Here is a 16,284-nt window from a genome sequence, read left to right on the forward strand (position 1 = left end):
TTTATAATTTTCAATATATTCACAATGAAAACCTTGACAAATTAAAGTGATTACAACTCACTTTTAGGTATTCAAGACTATATGGAAAATAAACCAAATAGTTAAAATACACTACCTATTTTTCCGATAATATCCATTTTTTATACTATCATTTATTTTTTATTATTTACCCAAATATTTTATCGACTCATTAGCTATAAAAATGACTCCTGCCAATTGCTCAGGAGTCATTTCTCTTTTTTTATGAATTTTGTAACGTAATCGTTAAGGTTTTCTCTTCATTACCTCGATACACTTTAACTTTTACTTTGTCGCCAATTTTCTTATCTGTGTATAGATGTTTCCTTAATTCAGCAGAGGTACTAATTTTCGTTCCATCAATCTCTACAATGATATCCTGTTGCTTAAGTCCACCATTTGCAGCAGCCGATCCAGTTTCTATACCCGTTACCATTACTCCTGACTTTGCAGCCTCAGGGACATTTTGAAGATAATACTGTGGAAGTTCTTCTGTGTTCGCCAAGCTGACCCCTAAATATGGCCGCGTGATTTTTCCATTTTCTATCAGTTCCGTTACAATCGGTATTACGTCATTACTTGGTATAGCGAAACCTAAGCCTTCCACACCGCTTTCAGAAATTTTCAAACTGTTTATGCCTATTACTTCACCAGCAGTATTGATTAATGCACCTCCACTGTTGCCAGGATTAATTGCCGCATCTGTTTGAAGGACATCAAGTTCCCACTCTCCGTCAGATGTATCGACTGATATAGAACGCCCAGTTGCACTTACAATTCCTTGCGTAACCGAACGTGAGAAATCAAGTCCGAGAGGGTTACCAATGGCCAAAACTTCTTCACCTGGACGCATTCTATCTGAATCCCCAAAATTAATTCCCTCTGGTGCTACCGAGGCATCAATCGTCAAAACCGCTAGGTCTGTTAAAGCATCTGCACCAACAACTGTTGCAGTTGCCTTTTGTCCATCATACAATGAAATTTCTACTTCCTTAGCTCCTTCAATAACATGATTATTCGTGATGATATAGGCCTTACCATTATCTTTTTTATAAATAACTCCTGACCCCGTGCCGCTCTCAACAGTTTCGCTCTCCGTGCTTTGCTGCTGGAATGGGTTCTGATTTTGCATCTCTTGTAAATTTACGACACCTACAATCGATTTTGAAGCTGATTCAACCATATCTGCTCTTTCATTTGAATCTGTGCTTGTCGATAACTTTTCTGTATTTATACTCTTATTCTTTTCCACGCTCTCGGTTTGTTCTGCCCCTGCAGTTTGTGATGATTCGGTCACTGTATTTTTCTCTGCATCTATAAAATCTCCGCCAAATACAAACACAGAAGATGTAACTATAGAAGCAACAGTTCCAGAAACAAGACTAGTTAACCAAAGCGACTTTCCCTTTTTCGGTTCAGCTTTCACCCGAACTTGCTCATCCCCATTATAATTCTCCATCCTTTATCCCTCCTATGAAAGTCCTTTACTTGGCTCCATCATAAACAGTAATTATTAAAAAATTCTTAAGAAATAAAGAATACGGCAAACTTTTTACAAAAAAGATAAAATTAATGTAGATTTGACCGAAAAAAGAACAATATTGACTGGTTAATAGCTCTGAGATTTCTTACCCCCCATTACGAAAAAAGATGCCTCAAATAACAAGGCACCTTTTTCATCCATACTATTTCTTACATAAGCTCATAGACTTCTTTTGTCTTCTTATTCACGCCATACCAACCCCAAGTAGCCTTATGCCCACTTCCCTTACTGTCATTGACCATTTCAAACACTTGGAATATGTAATCTCCCTTTTCATCTTCACGATCATATTGGATTTGAAGCTGAGGATAGTTTTCCATGTCAGCGTAGTCTTTCACCAGATTTTCCGCCTGAGCTTTCGTCAATGTCTTATCTGAATCCTTGTTACTCTCGTGATTTCCTTTATCAGCTAGCTTCGATGTGGCGGGGGCCTCCACTGGCTCATCCTCTTCTTCTGACTCGATAACTGGGTCTTCAGACTCACCCCTCGATTGCTCTGCCTCAGTGTCTTCAACTGGCTCTGCACTGGCTTCTCCAACTTCTGAGGACATTCCAATTGCCTTTTGTACCATGAGTTTACCTTTCTCATAATTTGCCTTATATGCAGCAGCTTCTTCAAAAAACACTTGAGCCGCCTCAAAATCTTGTTCCTCGTATTTCTTCATTCCATCTGCCAAAAGGACGCAAAGTTCCATTAACTCTTTCGTCTCCCCTGTTTGGTTTTCTTTATACGCTAATTCAAATGCCTCATGGGCCTCTAAATAATTTCCCTCTTCCACCTGACTTTTTCCTAGCTCCATGTTGGAATCGTAACTCCTGGTTGTACAGCCTGAAACAATTAATGCCATCATTAAAATAAATATGAGTAATCTCTTCAAAAAGTCACTCCTCACTTTTACTGAATACACATACACTTCCATATTATTCTATAAATCTATCTTACCCGATTTCACAAGAAATATCTGACATCTTTATCTCTATCGATTTATTATGGAGAATGTTCACTTTTATGATTATATTTTTACAAATAGTGGTACATCATAGATAAACGCTTGAAAGGGTGATGAAAAAATGATGCAGGAAAAACAGACCTATCATGTGGATTTGGTCAGCGGCGATGTACTAGGAAAAAAACTTGAGGAAAATCCAAGCTTTACTATACACGCTACAGATGAAGAACTAGCAGAATTAAAGCAATGCCTAGAGGAACATCGAACAGATGACTTGGAGTCATACGCTCGTTCTCATGTACCTTATCTTCTCTATCATCATGACCGGGCAAATGATAAATACGATGAAGCTATGAAAAAGCTGTACGCCATCATTTATAAATTAGGCGATGAAACAGCCCGAAACCATATTGAAGAAATCGGCATATTGGCAGATAACAAATTCAAAGGCAACGAGGAAATCCAAAACTTTAAATAGGAGAATGCTTAAACAGAACCTGAAATAACAAGTTTCTATTTTTTAAAAGAACGAGGATGAAAAAAGCATCTTCGAAAGAAAGTGATTTAACATATTGGGTACATCAGACGATCAGAGTGTTTGGAGTTTTTCAGGAAGAAAATTATGATGGGATTAGTTTTGAAAATGCATAATCCAAAATAAAAATATACCAGAACTGTTGCATTCAATAGGTAACGATTCTGGTATATTTAACGTTTTGCGGATTACTTTACGATGAAAAGTAAGGTGTCATTCACACATAAGTCTAGTGTTTTTGCTTATAATAGGTAACCGCTAGCGCTAGGGCAAGTACGGTTCCTTTAACGATGTCCATCGCGTAGTATGGGACAGACATCATAATCAGTCCGTTTTGAAGGATTCCAATCAGGACTGCACCGATGAAGGTTCCGAAGGCATTCGGTTTCCCTGCTCCTAGAACGGATGAACCAATAAATGCTGCTGCAACAGCATCCATTAAGTAAGGAGACCCGGAATTGATTTCGGATGTCATGACACGGGAAGCAAGGACAATTCCCCCGATTGCGGCAAAGAGAGCCGAAAGGAGATAGGCCAGTACTTTGTATTTATTTACCGAAATTCCAGAAAGTCTGGCAGCTTCCTTATTTCCCCCAATAATGTACATATAACGACCGTGCTTGGTATAAGTCAAAAAGATATGGGTAGCTATCACAATGACTGCCATGATCAGAATAATCCAAGGGACCTGTCCAATCTTAGCGAAAAATGGGCTGATCAGTCCTTCAGCGAACGTTCCATCAGGCATGACCATATTTTGTGAAACCGTTGCTCCTTTTGTATAGGTAAGAGCAATCCCTTGGATGATGAACATGGTCGCTAATGTCATAAGCATGTCAGGAATTCTCAATTTTACAATCATGAATGAATTTAATGCTCCTACTACAAGCGACGCACCGATTGCAGCTAATATGGCAATCAGGGTATCCTGCGAAAACCAAACAAACATCGAAATGACGATCGCATTAGCCAATGATGCTACAGAACCAACGGATAGGTCAAAACCATCCACAGTTAAGGATATCGTAATTCCAATCGCAATAATGGTCACGATTGAAATAGAACGCAGAATGTTAATTAGATTATTAGCTTGAATGAAAGATGGATTTGAAACGGCAAATATCCCAACCAAAATGATAATCGTCAAGATTGTGCCGTATTTATAGAAAAAGTCGAATAAGTCTACTTTTTTCTTCGCTTTTGTTGTCTGTGTGAGAACAGGAATCGGTGTGCTCATCCTATTTGCCTCCTGTTGAGTAGAATAGTAGTTCTTCTTCATTGGTTTTGCTTGTCTCTAATTCGATGACTGTCTTTCCACCATATAACACATAAGTTCGATTAGTAATACCGATGATTTCAGACAACTCAGATGATGCATATATAATTGCCTTCCCATTTCTGGCAAGTTGGGCAATCAATTCGAATATGTCCTTCTTGGCCCCTACATCGACGCCTTTTGTAGGTTCATCAAATATGTATACATCTGCATCAGCAATCAGCCACTTTCCGATAGCGACCTTTTGTTGATTACCACCTGACAAGTTTTCAACCTTAGCTTCCTCTGAAGGGGTTTTAATACCAAGACTCGTAATAAGTTCCTTCGCTTTTTTCTTTTCCGCCTTACGATCTACAAAGCTGAATATCTTGCTGAATTTTCCGACACTTGCTGCAGTCAAGTTCGTTGCAACTGATTCCTGAACAAGAATGCCTTCTTTCCTGCGTTCTTCCGGTACAAGTGCCAGACCACTTTTTACTGCATGGTGCGGTGTTTTCAATGAAAGCTTTCTACCATTCATCACGACTTCCCCTGTTGTGATAGCAGTATGACCGAATAGGGTTTTACACAGCTCTGTTTTCCCTGCTCCAACCAATCCTGCCAAACCAACAATCTCTCCTGCTTTTAGATGAAGGCTAACATTTTTAACTTTTTCGGCATCTGACAGTCCCTTCACTTCCAGAACAACTTCACCAATCGCAGCATTTACAACAGGGAACTGTTCATCCATTGTTTTCCCAAGCATTCCCTCGACCACTTCGTTTTGGGTAATATCCGCTACTTCTCGACATGCAACACTTTTCCCATTCCTCATAATCGTAATTTCTTCACAAATTTCAAAAATCTCTGGAAGACGATGGGAAATAAAAATGATGCCAACGCCTCTTTGCTTTAATTCATTTACAATTCGAAATAGTTCTGACGTCTCCGTATAACTTAACGGAGCAGTTGGTTCGTCGAGGATCAGGAATTTGCATTCCGTCGAGACTGCTCTTGCAATCAGAACCATCTGTTTTTCAGCCAAGGTAAGATCTCTCACCAGCTTTTTCGAAGAGACACCAATTTTCATCTCTGCCAGGATATAAGTGGCTTTTCTATGCAACTCTTTCCAATGGACCATCTGTTTTTTGCCCATGTTTTGCACCGTATCATTCAACATTACATTTTCCCCAACAGTTAAATAAGGAATGAGTGCCGTATCTACTTCCTGATAAACAATTTGAATACCTTGTTCCTGTGCAGCCTTCGGTGAACGGATATCCTGCTTCTTTCCATCCAGAAAAATTTCACCTGTATAATGGGCATGAGCGCCCGATAAGACCTTCATTAGCGTAGATTTCCCTGCTCCGTTTGCGCCGACCACTGCATGGGCTGTCCCTGATTGTACTGAAAAATCAACTTCACTAAGCGCCTTTACTCCCGGAAATTCAATCGATATCTTTTTCATTTCTAGTTGTGTGCTCATGCCCATTCCCCCTATTAAACAGACACTCTCTTCACTAGAAAGAGAGTGTCTAATGACTCTGTTTTTTACTTTTTATAATGATCTTTCAATACTTTCATCCATTCTTCTTCAAATTCCGTTGATACTCCCCATCCTTCGACAATACCGGACAAGTTGGCCATGTTGACCGCTTCTTTTGAAGCTTGAATCTGCTCTTGTGAAATAAGTGAAGCTTCTAAGTCATATGTTTGCGGTGTTTCTTCACCCGCTAATTTTTTTGCCAAAATCCTCATATTCACTGCACCAATCAATTTCGGATCGACAGCTGCCGTGTAAGACCAAGAGCTGCCTTTCGCTTGAATCTCTTGAAGATCAGCATTAGATACGTCGATTCCGTATATCTTCACTTCATCGCGGCCAGCTTCTTTAATCGCACGAGCCGCTCCAATTGCGAATGCATCCCATGTTGCGAAAATCGCATCTAGTTTGCCTTTGGGATATTTATTCAACATTGCGGCTACCGCATTTTGTGTCTGAACCGAAGTATCTGCAGATGCTACTCCGAATCTTTCGACTTCTTTAATCCCAGGATTTTCTTTTAATTTTTCCTGATACACCGCATTTCTTCTCACCATTGGCGGGAAACCATCTACCCAAAGGTATGCGATCGCTGCTTCACCTTTTTGTTCTTCTATCAATTTATCAAAAGCCAGTGTTGCCAATGCTTCATCATCCTGTGAAGTTAAGGTCACACCGTCAATTTTAGATAAGTCGCTAATAGAGTCGAATGTAACAACGCTCTTTCCTGCATCAACCAACTTTTGAACGTCATTCACTGTTGCTGCATCATCACCATGGGAGATAATATAGCCGTCATAATCTTCTTGTAAAGCCTGGGCGATTGCATCATGGAATTTAGCCGTATCGCCATTTGCTGTATACGTATCCACTTGAAAACCTAATGCTTCTCCTTCTTCCTTCGCTCCAGCTAAATATTGAGCCGTATGATCATCTCCGCCAATTTTACGAATGACTTTGATTTTGGCACCTTCCCCTTTTGCAAATCGTTCTGGGACATTTTTAAAAGATACTTTTTCATCCTTCTTTGATTCTGTTGAACTTTGTCCTGAAGAGCAGCCCGTTAAAAGCAAAGCCGAAGCTATGACCGAAACGAAAACCCTTTTAAAAATTGACTTCCTCATTTTAGTTCCCCCTACTTTTCACTCATTAATCTTATCAATTAGGTTGGTGTAAATCCCAAAATAAAAACCTCTCTAGAATAGAGAGGTTTAATCAGCTGATTTGCAGACTTGTCCCTCTCTTATCTGTCAAAACATTTCTGTTTTGCAGGATTTAGCACCAATTCCTAATGGAACGGTTGCTGGGCATCTTAGGGCCAGTCCCTCCGCCACTCTTGATAAGAGAATATAATGTGTTACGTTTTTCGTAATTACCACTTTATAGGGATATAGTCGTAAAGTCAATAGATTTTTGAATATTTAAAATGTTTCTTATTACACTTATTTTCTTTGTAGCTTAGCCAGACGCTTTTTCTCGATCTTTTCAAGTCTTTCTAACTGACGTAGTTTCACTTCAAATAGAGTAATCGGGTCACGGTATACTTCCGGATTTTCTCTCATATGCTCCAGTGCTGCCTGATGATCTTTGATTTCAGTCTGTGTTTGTTCTATCGTTTTTTGAAGTAAGGCAAATGAACCGCGATAGAAAAGTGAGATATCTCTATCCAAAGATTTTTCAAACAATCCGAATTGTGTAAGGAAACGGTCACTGATCATCTCTGCAACATCCTGGTAGTCTTCACTTTCTAGGTACTTCTTATACCGGTTGTACATATTAGCTTTATTTTGCGGAATCGCTCCAAACAGCTTCCCTGCCCCTTTAAGCAGCAATTGCGATGGGGTCCGGCGTAGTAAAATATTAACGTCTTCAATGCGGATACTGCTTGTCATCCGATCCGCATCACGGCGCCAATCATCCAAAACTCTAAAGTCTCCCGCAAGTGTAATTCGCTCTTCTTTGTACAATTCATTGAACCCTGTGCTCATCTCATCCATAAACTGTTGAATTTGTGTAAATTCCAACTGAGATGTAGCAATCCAGTCTTGAAGAGAACGGTAATATTGCGGCATAATCTTGTCTGAAATATATGCCTGAATCTGCTCATTCATTTCATCGTTCAACTGTATATGAACTTGGCTGAAATCGCTACTTTCCGTTAATGATTTAGAACATTCTCTTAGTAATTCAGGGATTCTTGAAGAAAGCTGTTTTTTCACTTCTTCTTTAATTGAACGATACGACCTTATGATATTTTCACTTTTTTCTTTTTCCAAATCTGCCAGTTGATTGACGGCTCCATTCAATTTGACTTCCATCTGCTCATTCCAAGAAATGGAGTGCTCGCATTTCCGCTCATTAGCTGCCCGTTTTTCTAGCAGGTAAGATAACGTTTTGCGAATGAATGCAAGAATCTTCTCAGATCTTCTTTCCTTCCAATTATCAGCTTGATAATTCGAATCAAGGAAGGATGAAAGGTCCTGTAACTGCTGTTTGCTGTCATAAAGTTTGGAGAACGCAAATACTTTTGCGTTCGGGAAATACGCATTCACTTTATCCCATGTTTCATCTTCCATCCGGACTGCCACTTGGTCACTGTAAATCGTATCCATCTTATTTAGTAAGAAATGAATCGGAAGTTTCGGTGCCATCATTTGAATTTCCAATAACAAATCTCGTTCACTACCGGTGAAAGGCGCTCGTGCATCGAGAACAAACATCAATCCATCGCTGCCCTGTAAATACCCTTGGAAATCAGAGTCTACACTTTTTTCCCCATTGAACCCTGGTGTATCAAGTAAACGCAGGCGATTATTTCTTAGGTAGTCACTAATAAGGGTCACGTCGACAATGGTTCCGCGCTGACGGCGTGTTTCATCCAATTCAGTTAACTCACCAACGACTTTGTGATCTGTATCTGTAATTTCATAGATTTCCAGATTATCTCCATCTTTGACACTGACAAGGGACGAATGGTCCTCGGCAGCAATACTCTCTCCAGCAAGTGACTGAATAAAGGATGTTTTGCCATTGCCTGTGCTTCCGACAAGAAGAAGATTGAAATTTTCGGTATCCTTAAGTCCGTCTACCATCCATTTCAGCTTATTGCCAACTGTTAAGTTATTCTCTTCAGCCCACTGAATAATGGAATTGAACAGTTTTTCGCCCGCTTCCAATCCGCCTCCCAATTTAGGCGATTTTGCTAACAGACTTTCTGCATCCTGAACAACCAGTGCATTAATTGTATCAGGGAAAATTTCATTCCATGACAGAACGGACGCCGCTGCAAATAACGAAAGCTCTCCATCCGCGATTTTTAACCAATTTTCCAACAATCTCGGCACAACAGGACTCAAATCTTTGATTAAGTGTGTTCCTTCAAGCAAACCGGCATAAGCATCCCGGTAATAGACAGAAAGCTCATCCCATACATCACCTGGATGTAATTCGATGCCATCTATCAAATTATTAATGACTCTAAGCCATTCAAAGTAGGAATCTGTATATTTATAATTTTTCCAAAGTGCAACCGTCATTTTTTCAAAGCGATCCTGATCAAGGTTGTATAACGCCTCGAGAACATTTGAGAAATAATCCGGAGCCATCGATTGAGCAACACCTTGCTGGATATACGTTTTCAGCACATCAAACCAAATCATTGATTCCGTACGGATACTTTCATTCGCGGCTAAAACTACAGCACTGTTCCAATCCTTTTGTTCTTCAAAAAAGGAGCGTGCAATTGCGGTGACATTCGGGTAATCAGGTTGAAAATCGACTGCTTCCTTAACAACTTTAGATGCCAAATCATTTCTTGATTCTACTATGTAAAGAGAGAACAGCTGTAGAAGGACTTCCGTTTTCAATACCGCTTCATCCGTACTGACGGATTTATATATATCCTCAGCGGTCGAATACATCTCTAGTTCAAAATAAGCATCAGCAATATTCTTTTTCGCCCATGAACCAAGTTCACCTTCTATGTTTTCCCACTTAAAAATGGCTGCTTCATAGTCATGATGCTGGAAGTATACTTCTCCTTGAGCAAACCGAACTGCAGTTAAATCCGCTCTTTCCTTTTTTTGTTCCACGAGAAACATTTCACCTAATGTTTGAATTGGGTGCTTGCGTGTATCCTCAATCATTGTTTCATAGTATTTTTTTCCAATCAGTCGTTCGTCCATCTTTATTCCCCCGATATATTTCATATTTTCAATTAAAGGATAATCATCGATATGGAGTCTTTATGAAAATCGAATAATAACTTTTCTCAAGACTTTGTCTATGAAAAGAGATTTATAGGTTCCTTTAGTTAAGAAAATTATTTATAAACCTTTAAAATATTATTTTAACAAAACAATATGGTAACAACATTTCATGACTCTTACAATTTTAAAACAGAAACAAATAGAATTGTAATGAATTTAATATAAGACTTGAGAAGTGATTTCTACTTTTGTAAAAATATGTTTTATTTAGTTTTACCAATATCCGAAAAGGTAGGAGGGAACAATTCTTATACCATTAAATTACCAGAAATCCCGCCCGTAAACTACCTATAAGTGGTGAAAACAAAAATAATTTTCACTTGAATACTTCCTAAAAGCGAAAGTACAATCTTCTCCCTAATAATAATAAATTTCTATTTGAAAGTTCATATAAAAAAAGCAGTACCTTTATTCATGAAAGGTAACTGCTCTCTGATAAGCACCGAACAGTAATTGTCCTTTGACAAATTGGGATTATACCCCTGTACGCTTACGTTGATTATTTGGCTTTTTAGTTAACTGGCTTTTTAGCTGTTTCGTTTTTTTCACAACGCCGGTTTCCAGTTTATCTTGACTTGAGCCCGCTTGCTTTTGTGCCAATTTTTGTTTGACTGCATCCGCCAGGCTTAACTTTTTATTTTCAGACATAATGTTGTCTCCTTTAGTGTTCTGTCTTCTATTATAATATAGATGCGGTTAGAAAGATAATAGGGAGTTATATCCGATTCTTTTCACAAATAGTATCTCCAAATAAAGGAAGGATCGATTATAGGGGACTAATCTCCTGCTCTTGAATAATGAAAATTGAATGATTTGTACTGTCAAATTATGTTGACTTAATAATTAGAATTTGCTAAATTATCTTTATATTATAAAATCTGTGAAGAGAAAGAGTAAGATAAGAACCCTGTTCTACAGAGAGTCGACGTATGGTGGAAGTCGATGTCCAAGGCCTATCCGAAAATCATCTCTGAGATGCAAAGCTGAAAATGAAGTAGGCTTTGACGGGCTTTCCGCCGTTACAATGGATCACGTATGAATTCGTACGTTGACTGAGTGCCGTAGCTTCTTATGAAGCGCGGAATATGGGTGGTAACGCGAGCACAAACTCGTCCCTGATTATTAGGGGCGAGTTTTTTATTTGCAAAATAACACTTTTAATAGCCTTTTTGGGCCAGTCGGCGGGTACTATCATTTTTAAAAAAGGAGAAATCATCATGAAAAAAACAGACACATTATTTATCGGCCTTATGCTTTTCTCGATGTTTTTCGGAGCTGGAAACCTTATTTTCCCTCCATTTTTAGGAGCTTCTTCCGGGACTTCCTTCTGGCCCGCCATTGCAGGTTTTGTCGCCACCGGTGTCGGCCTTCCAATTTTAGTACTCCTCGCCGTTTCACTTGTTAAAGGTGGGGCGCAAACAATCGGAGCGCGTGTGCATCCTATATTCAGTACACTGTTCATGGTCGTCATCTATTTGAGCATCGGACCGTTTCTTGCGATTCCACGGAATGCGAACGTTGCCTACGAAATGGGATTCAAGCCGTACCTTGGCGACTCGATGAATCAATCCCTATTTCTATTCTTATTCACGGCCGTATTCTTTACCATTGTTTATGTCATTTCTTTGAATCCTAAAAAAATGGAAACTTTTATGGGACGCTGGATTACACCTACCCTGCTTTTGGCCATGGTCATTCTCTGTGTCGTTGGATTTGTAAAGCTTGATGCTCCATTCCAAGCTCCAACTGATGCGTATGCAACAGGAGCATTTTCAAAAGGTTTTATCGAAGGCTATAACACGATGGATGCTTTAGCTGCCCTTGCTTTCGGGATAGTTATCCTGACTTCGATACAGCAAAGAGGGATTTCAGATCGGAAACAATTGACGAGATATACATTAAAAGCAGGCCTCATCGCCGGTGTATTGCTTTCTTTAGTTTATATCTCCTTAGGTGTAATGGGAGCTCGTATGGCAGCAGATGGTTCATTTGAAAACGGAACAGAGATCCTGACTGTCGCATCCACCCTTTTACTTGGAACAGGCGGCAAGATTCTATTAGGCGTTATTTTCACCTTAGCTTGTTTCACGACCGTCGTCGGTTTGACAACTGCCTGCGGACAGTATTTTTCAAATCTTATTCCCAAGGCCCACTACAAAACCTTAATTCTGATTGTAACACTTGTCGGCTTCATTCTTTCAAACATGGGTCTGAATCAAATTTTAAAAGTATCGGTACCATTCCTTGTGATGGCTTACCCATTAACAATTGTCCTGATAGTTTTAACGTTCTTCAGCCGTCATTTTAACAACCCGAAAAAAGTATATCGGAGTGCAATGATCTTCACCGGCGTTTTTGCTCTAATAGATGGATTAAATGCATTCGGCTTACCATTAGGGCCCGTACAAACGTTTAGTGATGCCCTTCCTCTTTCTTCATACGGAATGGAATGGATCATCCCAGCTCTTGTCGGAATTGCCAGTGGCCTTCTACTCAGTCAGATCGGACAAGCAGCCCAATCTGAGGAATTGGAAAGCGCAACCTTATAATAGGAAAGCAGATGATTTTGTACAAATCATCTGCTTTTTTTGCACGATAGTGTTTTTAACAGTTCCCACTCTGCTCACATTTCTTTATTTTGGTATTTACCTGCCACTTTTTGTTATGATAATGCTAAAGGAGATGATTAGTAATATGTCGAAGCAAACGCGAATTGGTAAAACAGATCTATATGTGAATCCGATTGGTCTTGGCACGAATGCCATTGGCGGACATAACCTTTTTCCTAATCTAAGCGAGGATACAGGAAAAGATGTCTTAATAACAGCTCTTGATGAGGGAATTAACTTTTGGGATACAGCTTTCATTTACGGTCCAGAGCGTTCAGAAGAAATTATCGGTGAAATTCTTAAAAAGACCCGCAAACGCGAGGATGTAGTCCTTGCTACAAAAGGGGCGCATAAATTTGTCGATGGGAAAGTCGTATTAGATAACTCTCCTGCTTTTCTGAAAAACGCAGTAGAATCTAGTTTAAAAAGACTCCAAACCGATTATATCGACTTGTTTTACATTCATTTCCCTGATGAAGATACACCAAAGGATGAAGCGGTCGGTGCCTTAAAGGAATTGAAAGATGCAGGTAAAATCAAGGCAATCGGCGTCTCAAATTTTTCCTTTGAGCAATTAAAGGAAGCGAATAAAGACGGCTATATCGATGTCCTGCAATCCGAGTACAACCTATTCAGACGGGAAGCAGAGCAAGATTTACTGCCCTATACAGCTGAAAATCATATTTCCTTTATACCTTATTTCCCGCTTGCTTCCGGTTTGCTCGGTGGCAAATATTCTCAAGATTCGACATTTGAGGATGGCCGTGCAAAAAGTCCACTTTTCCAAGGACAAGCCTTTGTTAGCAACCTGCAAAAAGTAGAAGAAGTCCGAGAGATAGCAAACAGAAGAAATGCCGATGTTGCTGATGTGGTACTAGCTTGGTATTTAACTCGGCACTCGATAGATGTCCTAATTCCTGGAGCGAAAAAACCAGAACAGGTCACACGCAACTTAAAAGCATTAGAAGTGGAATTAACCATGGATGAAATTGCCGAAATCAGCGCGATTTTCGCTTAAATAGGATTTAAAAGACAAAGGAAAAAAATAATAAAAAAGGTTCTATGTTTCTAACAAATATGGTTAGAAACATAGAACCTCAATATACTTTTCATTTATGAATTACTACTCCTAATAATTTATGTATGCATTAAATCTCGCTTTGGACAGGCTTCCCCACTTATTGAAGTTGTCCTTTTTCCAGCATATGCATCACCTCCACTTTACAGATAATCTGTTTGGCTGAACCCCCTATTTAATCAATATTTCCCGCAGCAATCCCCTATCATTAAAATAGAAAATAGCATCATATTTTTCACCATGATATAGAATCGCCTTGTGCACAAGCTGTATACTTGGAGTACCAAACAATTCAATCATTTCTTCAATAGACCTACTTTGGTGATTAGTATCTATACTAATCCCTTTTATGTGTTCATCATCGGTATAGGCAAACTTCACAATTTCATTTAATTCAGTGGCGTTACTTTCCTCTTTACTTTGCCCAATGAACGATAATAATTGTTCAAGGTTATCTACTTGAAACATATCACTAATATTCTCAAATAACTGCTCTTCTTCAATCGTATTAACATCCTTTGACAGAATCTGTTCACTTACCCAAACAGCCTGCTCGTTCTTCATAATTTTCAACCAATTAAAATCTTCCACTGGATCTTTTTGAATTTCTTCGATAATATAATAATCTCCAAAAATTATCATACTTATTTTTTCACTTTTCAACAAATCCGGATTATCTCTAACAAATCCTGCATTAACATTCACATATCGAATGTCCTTTTCTTCTGGGATTGGTGCATCCGTACTAGAACCTACATGTTTATCCGGCTTTTCTGCAATTTTAAGGTCCTGACCATTTTGTTCTTTCTGGATAATGGCCAAAAGTCTCTCCGATTGTGAAAAAAGAAGAGCCGCCGCTATTATTCCTATCGCTAAAAAGGCACTGGCTATAAGTCTTTTTCTTTTTCCCTGCGCTTTTCTTTTCATTTGTTTCTTATAAACATCTGTTCTCGTAATCATCCCGTCATTGTCATCGATAGCTGTATTAAGCTTGCTTCTCTTTTCCATAATCATTTGCTTAAAGCTCTTTTGTGCTTCAGGAGACAATTCTTTGTAATCTTTTAAAAACTTCTCATAAGCGGGAGCTACTTCTTCGATTGGCCCATACGCCTTTATCTCTCCTGCCTCCATCCATATCGCCTTTTTACAGAATTTTTTCACCTGACCAATTGAATGACTGATAAAAAAGATCGTCTTCCCTCTTTCTTGAAAACTATTAATTTTATTCAAGCACTTTTCGGCAAAAGTCTGATCCCCAACAGAAAGAGCTTCATCAATGACCAAAACATCAGGATCGATATTTACAGAAATGGCAAACCCTAACCTCGATTTCATACCACTTGAGTATTTCTTCACCGGCTGATCAATAAACTTCCCAAGCTCCGCAAATTCAATAATCTCAGGCATCAATTCCTCTATTTCCTTTTTGTTGAACCCTAACATTAAACATTTCAGCTCAATATTATTCCGACCTGTCAATTGATTATTTAACCCCGATGCAATGGCAATCAAAGACGCTTCCCCTTTAATTTCGACACTTCCCTCACTAGGAGGAACAACACCCGTAATTAAATTGGATAAAGTCGACTTCCCGGCTCCATTTACACCAATAATACCAATCACATCGCCCTTTTCTGCCACAAAATTAATGTTCTGTACAGCAAAAAAATCTTCCCCATACCCTTTGGGCAAAATCAAATCCAAAAATTTCTCAGAATTATTTTTATACATTTTATAACGCTTCGTAACATTTCTAAAGACAACAGCTTTGTTCATAAGAACCCCTTAATAATTATAATTTACTTAATCAACTTCGCACCCACACAATTAGTGCGCAATAAGTTGGCTGTAGTGATTATACGTAAGAACCATTGGATTAGTAAAAGATGAAACCAACTCGTTCTTCGGTATAATGAGATTGTCGAAAAATCGGTACCAAATAGAAGAAGTGTCCCATATATATAAGTCCAAAAACCCCAATTTAATATTTATTTCATCAAAAGCTTTCACTTCGGCCTATTCATCAAAAAAGAGGTAATATAATTTTATTACCCCTTCCATCTTATCTATTTTATTGGTTGGTCATAATTTGGATCTTTTTGGCATTATCAAACAATAAAATACTACCCTCTTCTTTTTCAGCGTTTAAAGAGGACATAGCTGATAACCTTATTTCCTTTTTATTCACCTTCAATAAACATGACTTTATATATTCAAAGTGCTTAAAGATATATAAATTATTTATCTTCATAGTACCATAGACTCACTAATTGTAAATATTTTTTAAATTTTCCCCTCAAATCATCCAATGAATATTTTAATGTTATTGGGAAATTACACAATAATTTATTTAAATAGAGATCATCAACCTGTAACTCACCATGAGCTACGCTGTCTTTAAATTGAAAATCGATGGGTACAATTTATTAAGGCAACAGGAAAAATCATACGGGAGTCTTGTTCGACGCTGAAAGAATGCTTTTCT

The 16,284-nt window shown here is 38.6% G+C and carries 11 protein-coding genes, 1 riboswitch and 1 other annotated feature; of the genes, 3 read left to right on the forward strand and 8 right to left on the reverse strand.

Features of this window, described 5'->3' with window-relative positions; genetic code table 11:
• Positions 1 to 241: 241 nt before the first annotated feature.
• Together JFV29_RS10750 and JFV29_RS10755 are read right to left on the reverse strand one after the other, a co-directional pair.
• Positions 242 to 1,477: a S1C family serine protease gene (locus JFV29_RS10750; protein WP_201183133.1), complete on the reverse strand. Its 1,236-nt coding sequence runs from the start codon at positions 1,475 to 1,477 to the stop codon at positions 242 to 244.
• Positions 1,478 to 1,710: 233 nt separating this feature from the next.
• A complete protein-coding gene (locus JFV29_RS10755; RefSeq protein WP_201183134.1) occupies positions 1,711 to 2,439 on the reverse strand; it encodes a hypothetical protein in 729 nt (242 codons plus the stop codon).
• Positions 2,440 to 2,632: 193 nt separating this feature from the next.
• Here JFV29_RS10755 and JFV29_RS10760 point away from each other — a divergent pair, with 193 nt between their 5' ends.
• Positions 2,633 to 2,989, forward strand: coding sequence for a hydrolase (locus JFV29_RS10760; RefSeq protein ID WP_201183136.1), 357 nt, complete (start codon positions 2,633 to 2,635; stop codon positions 2,987 to 2,989).
• A 286-nt stretch (positions 2,990 to 3,275) separates the two neighbouring features.
• Here the strand turns inward: JFV29_RS10760 and JFV29_RS10765 are convergent, their stop codons facing one another.
• The 5 genes from JFV29_RS10765 to JFV29_RS10785 all read right to left on the reverse strand — a co-directional run bounded on the left by JFV29_RS10765 (position 3,276) and on the right by JFV29_RS10785 (position 10,760).
• Complete coding sequence (locus tag JFV29_RS10765) at positions 3,276 to 4,283, reverse strand: ABC transporter permease (RefSeq protein WP_056522618.1); 1,008 nt, start codon at positions 4,281 to 4,283, stop codon at positions 3,276 to 3,278.
• Position 4,284: 1 nt separating this feature from the next.
• On the reverse strand, positions 4,285 to 5,787 hold the full coding sequence (locus tag JFV29_RS10770; protein ID WP_201183138.1) for a sugar ABC transporter ATP-binding protein: 1,503 nt from the start codon (positions 5,785 to 5,787) through the stop codon (positions 4,285 to 4,287).
• A gap of 65 nt (positions 5,788 to 5,852) precedes the next feature.
• Positions 5,853 to 6,968: a sugar ABC transporter substrate-binding protein gene (locus JFV29_RS10775; RefSeq protein WP_053344291.1), complete on the reverse strand. Its 1,116-nt coding sequence runs from the start codon at positions 6,966 to 6,968 to the stop codon at positions 5,853 to 5,855.
• Between the two features lie 116 nt (positions 6,969 to 7,084).
• Positions 7,085 to 7,190: riboswitch (SAM riboswitch) on the reverse strand.
• Positions 7,191 to 7,286: 96 nt separating this feature from the next.
• Positions 7,287 to 10,028, reverse strand: coding sequence for a GTPase domain-containing protein (locus tag JFV29_RS10780; protein ID WP_242486815.1), 2,742 nt, complete (start codon positions 10,026 to 10,028; stop codon positions 7,287 to 7,289).
• Between the two features lie 558 nt (positions 10,029 to 10,586).
• Positions 10,587 to 10,760, reverse strand: coding sequence for a hypothetical protein (locus tag JFV29_RS10785; RefSeq protein ID WP_162878730.1), 174 nt, complete (start codon positions 10,758 to 10,760; stop codon positions 10,587 to 10,589).
• Positions 10,761 to 10,983: 223 nt separating this feature from the next.
• Positions 10,984 to 11,232: a binding site (T-box leader), on the forward strand.
• A 97-nt stretch (positions 11,233 to 11,329) separates the two neighbouring features.
• Between JFV29_RS10785 and brnQ the strand changes: the two genes are divergently transcribed.
• Together brnQ and JFV29_RS10795 are read left to right on the forward strand one after the other, a co-directional pair.
• Positions 11,330 to 12,661 (forward strand): branched-chain amino acid transport system II carrier protein, encoded by a 1,332-nt coding sequence (brnQ, locus tag JFV29_RS10790; RefSeq protein WP_201183140.1) that lies wholly within the window; start codon positions 11,330 to 11,332, stop codon positions 12,659 to 12,661.
• Positions 12,662 to 12,806: 145 nt separating this feature from the next.
• Positions 12,807 to 13,739 (forward strand): aldo/keto reductase, encoded by a 933-nt coding sequence (locus JFV29_RS10795; RefSeq protein WP_201183142.1) that lies wholly within the window; start codon positions 12,807 to 12,809, stop codon positions 13,737 to 13,739.
• Between the two features lie 231 nt (positions 13,740 to 13,970).
• Here JFV29_RS10795 and tagH read toward each other — a convergent pair whose 3' ends face one another.
• A complete protein-coding gene (tagH, locus tag JFV29_RS10800) occupies positions 13,971 to 15,575 on the reverse strand; it encodes a teichoic acids export ABC transporter ATP-binding subunit TagH (RefSeq protein ID WP_201183144.1) in 1,605 nt (534 codons plus the stop codon).
• Between the last annotated feature and the right edge of the window lie 709 nt (positions 15,576 to 16,284).

Origin of the sequence: Peribacillus sp. TH16, from assembly GCF_016651095.1 — a bacterium.
Taxonomy (GTDB): domain Bacteria; phylum Bacillota; class Bacilli; order Bacillales; family DSM-1321; genus Peribacillus; species Peribacillus butanolivorans.

Bases quoted from the DNA above. Each gene is read 5' to 3' on its own strand.
- JFV29_RS10785 (WP_162878730.1), bottom strand. From the start codon at position 10,760: ATGTCTGAAAATAAAAAGTTAAGCCTGGCGGATGCAGTCAAACAAAAA.
- JFV29_RS10780 (WP_242486815.1), bottom strand. From the start codon at position 10,028: ATGGACGAACGACTGATTGGAAAAAAATACTATGAAACAATGATTGAG.
- JFV29_RS10765 (WP_056522618.1), bottom strand. From the start codon at position 4,283: ATGAGCACACCGATTCCTGTTCTCACACAGACAACAAAAGCGAAGAAA.
- JFV29_RS10760 (WP_201183136.1), top strand. From the start codon at position 2,633: ATGATGCAGGAAAAACAGACCTATCATGTGGATTTGGTCAGCGGCGAT.
- JFV29_RS10775 (WP_053344291.1), bottom strand. From the start codon at position 6,968: ATGAGGAAGTCAATTTTTAAAAGGGTTTTCGTTTCGGTCATAGCTTCG.
- JFV29_RS10750 (WP_201183133.1), bottom strand. From the start codon at position 1,477: ATGGAGAATTATAATGGGGATGAGCAAGTTCGGGTGAAAGCTGAACCG.
- tagH (WP_201183144.1), bottom strand. From the start codon at position 15,575: ATGAACAAAGCTGTTGTCTTTAGAAATGTTACGAAGCGTTATAAAATG.
- brnQ (WP_201183140.1), top strand. From the start codon at position 11,330: ATGAAAAAAACAGACACATTATTTATCGGCCTTATGCTTTTCTCGATG.
- JFV29_RS10795 (WP_201183142.1), top strand. From the start codon at position 12,807: ATGTCGAAGCAAACGCGAATTGGTAAAACAGATCTATATGTGAATCCG.
- JFV29_RS10770 (WP_201183138.1), bottom strand. From the start codon at position 5,787: ATGAGCACACAACTAGAAATGAAAAAGATATCGATTGAATTTCCGGGA.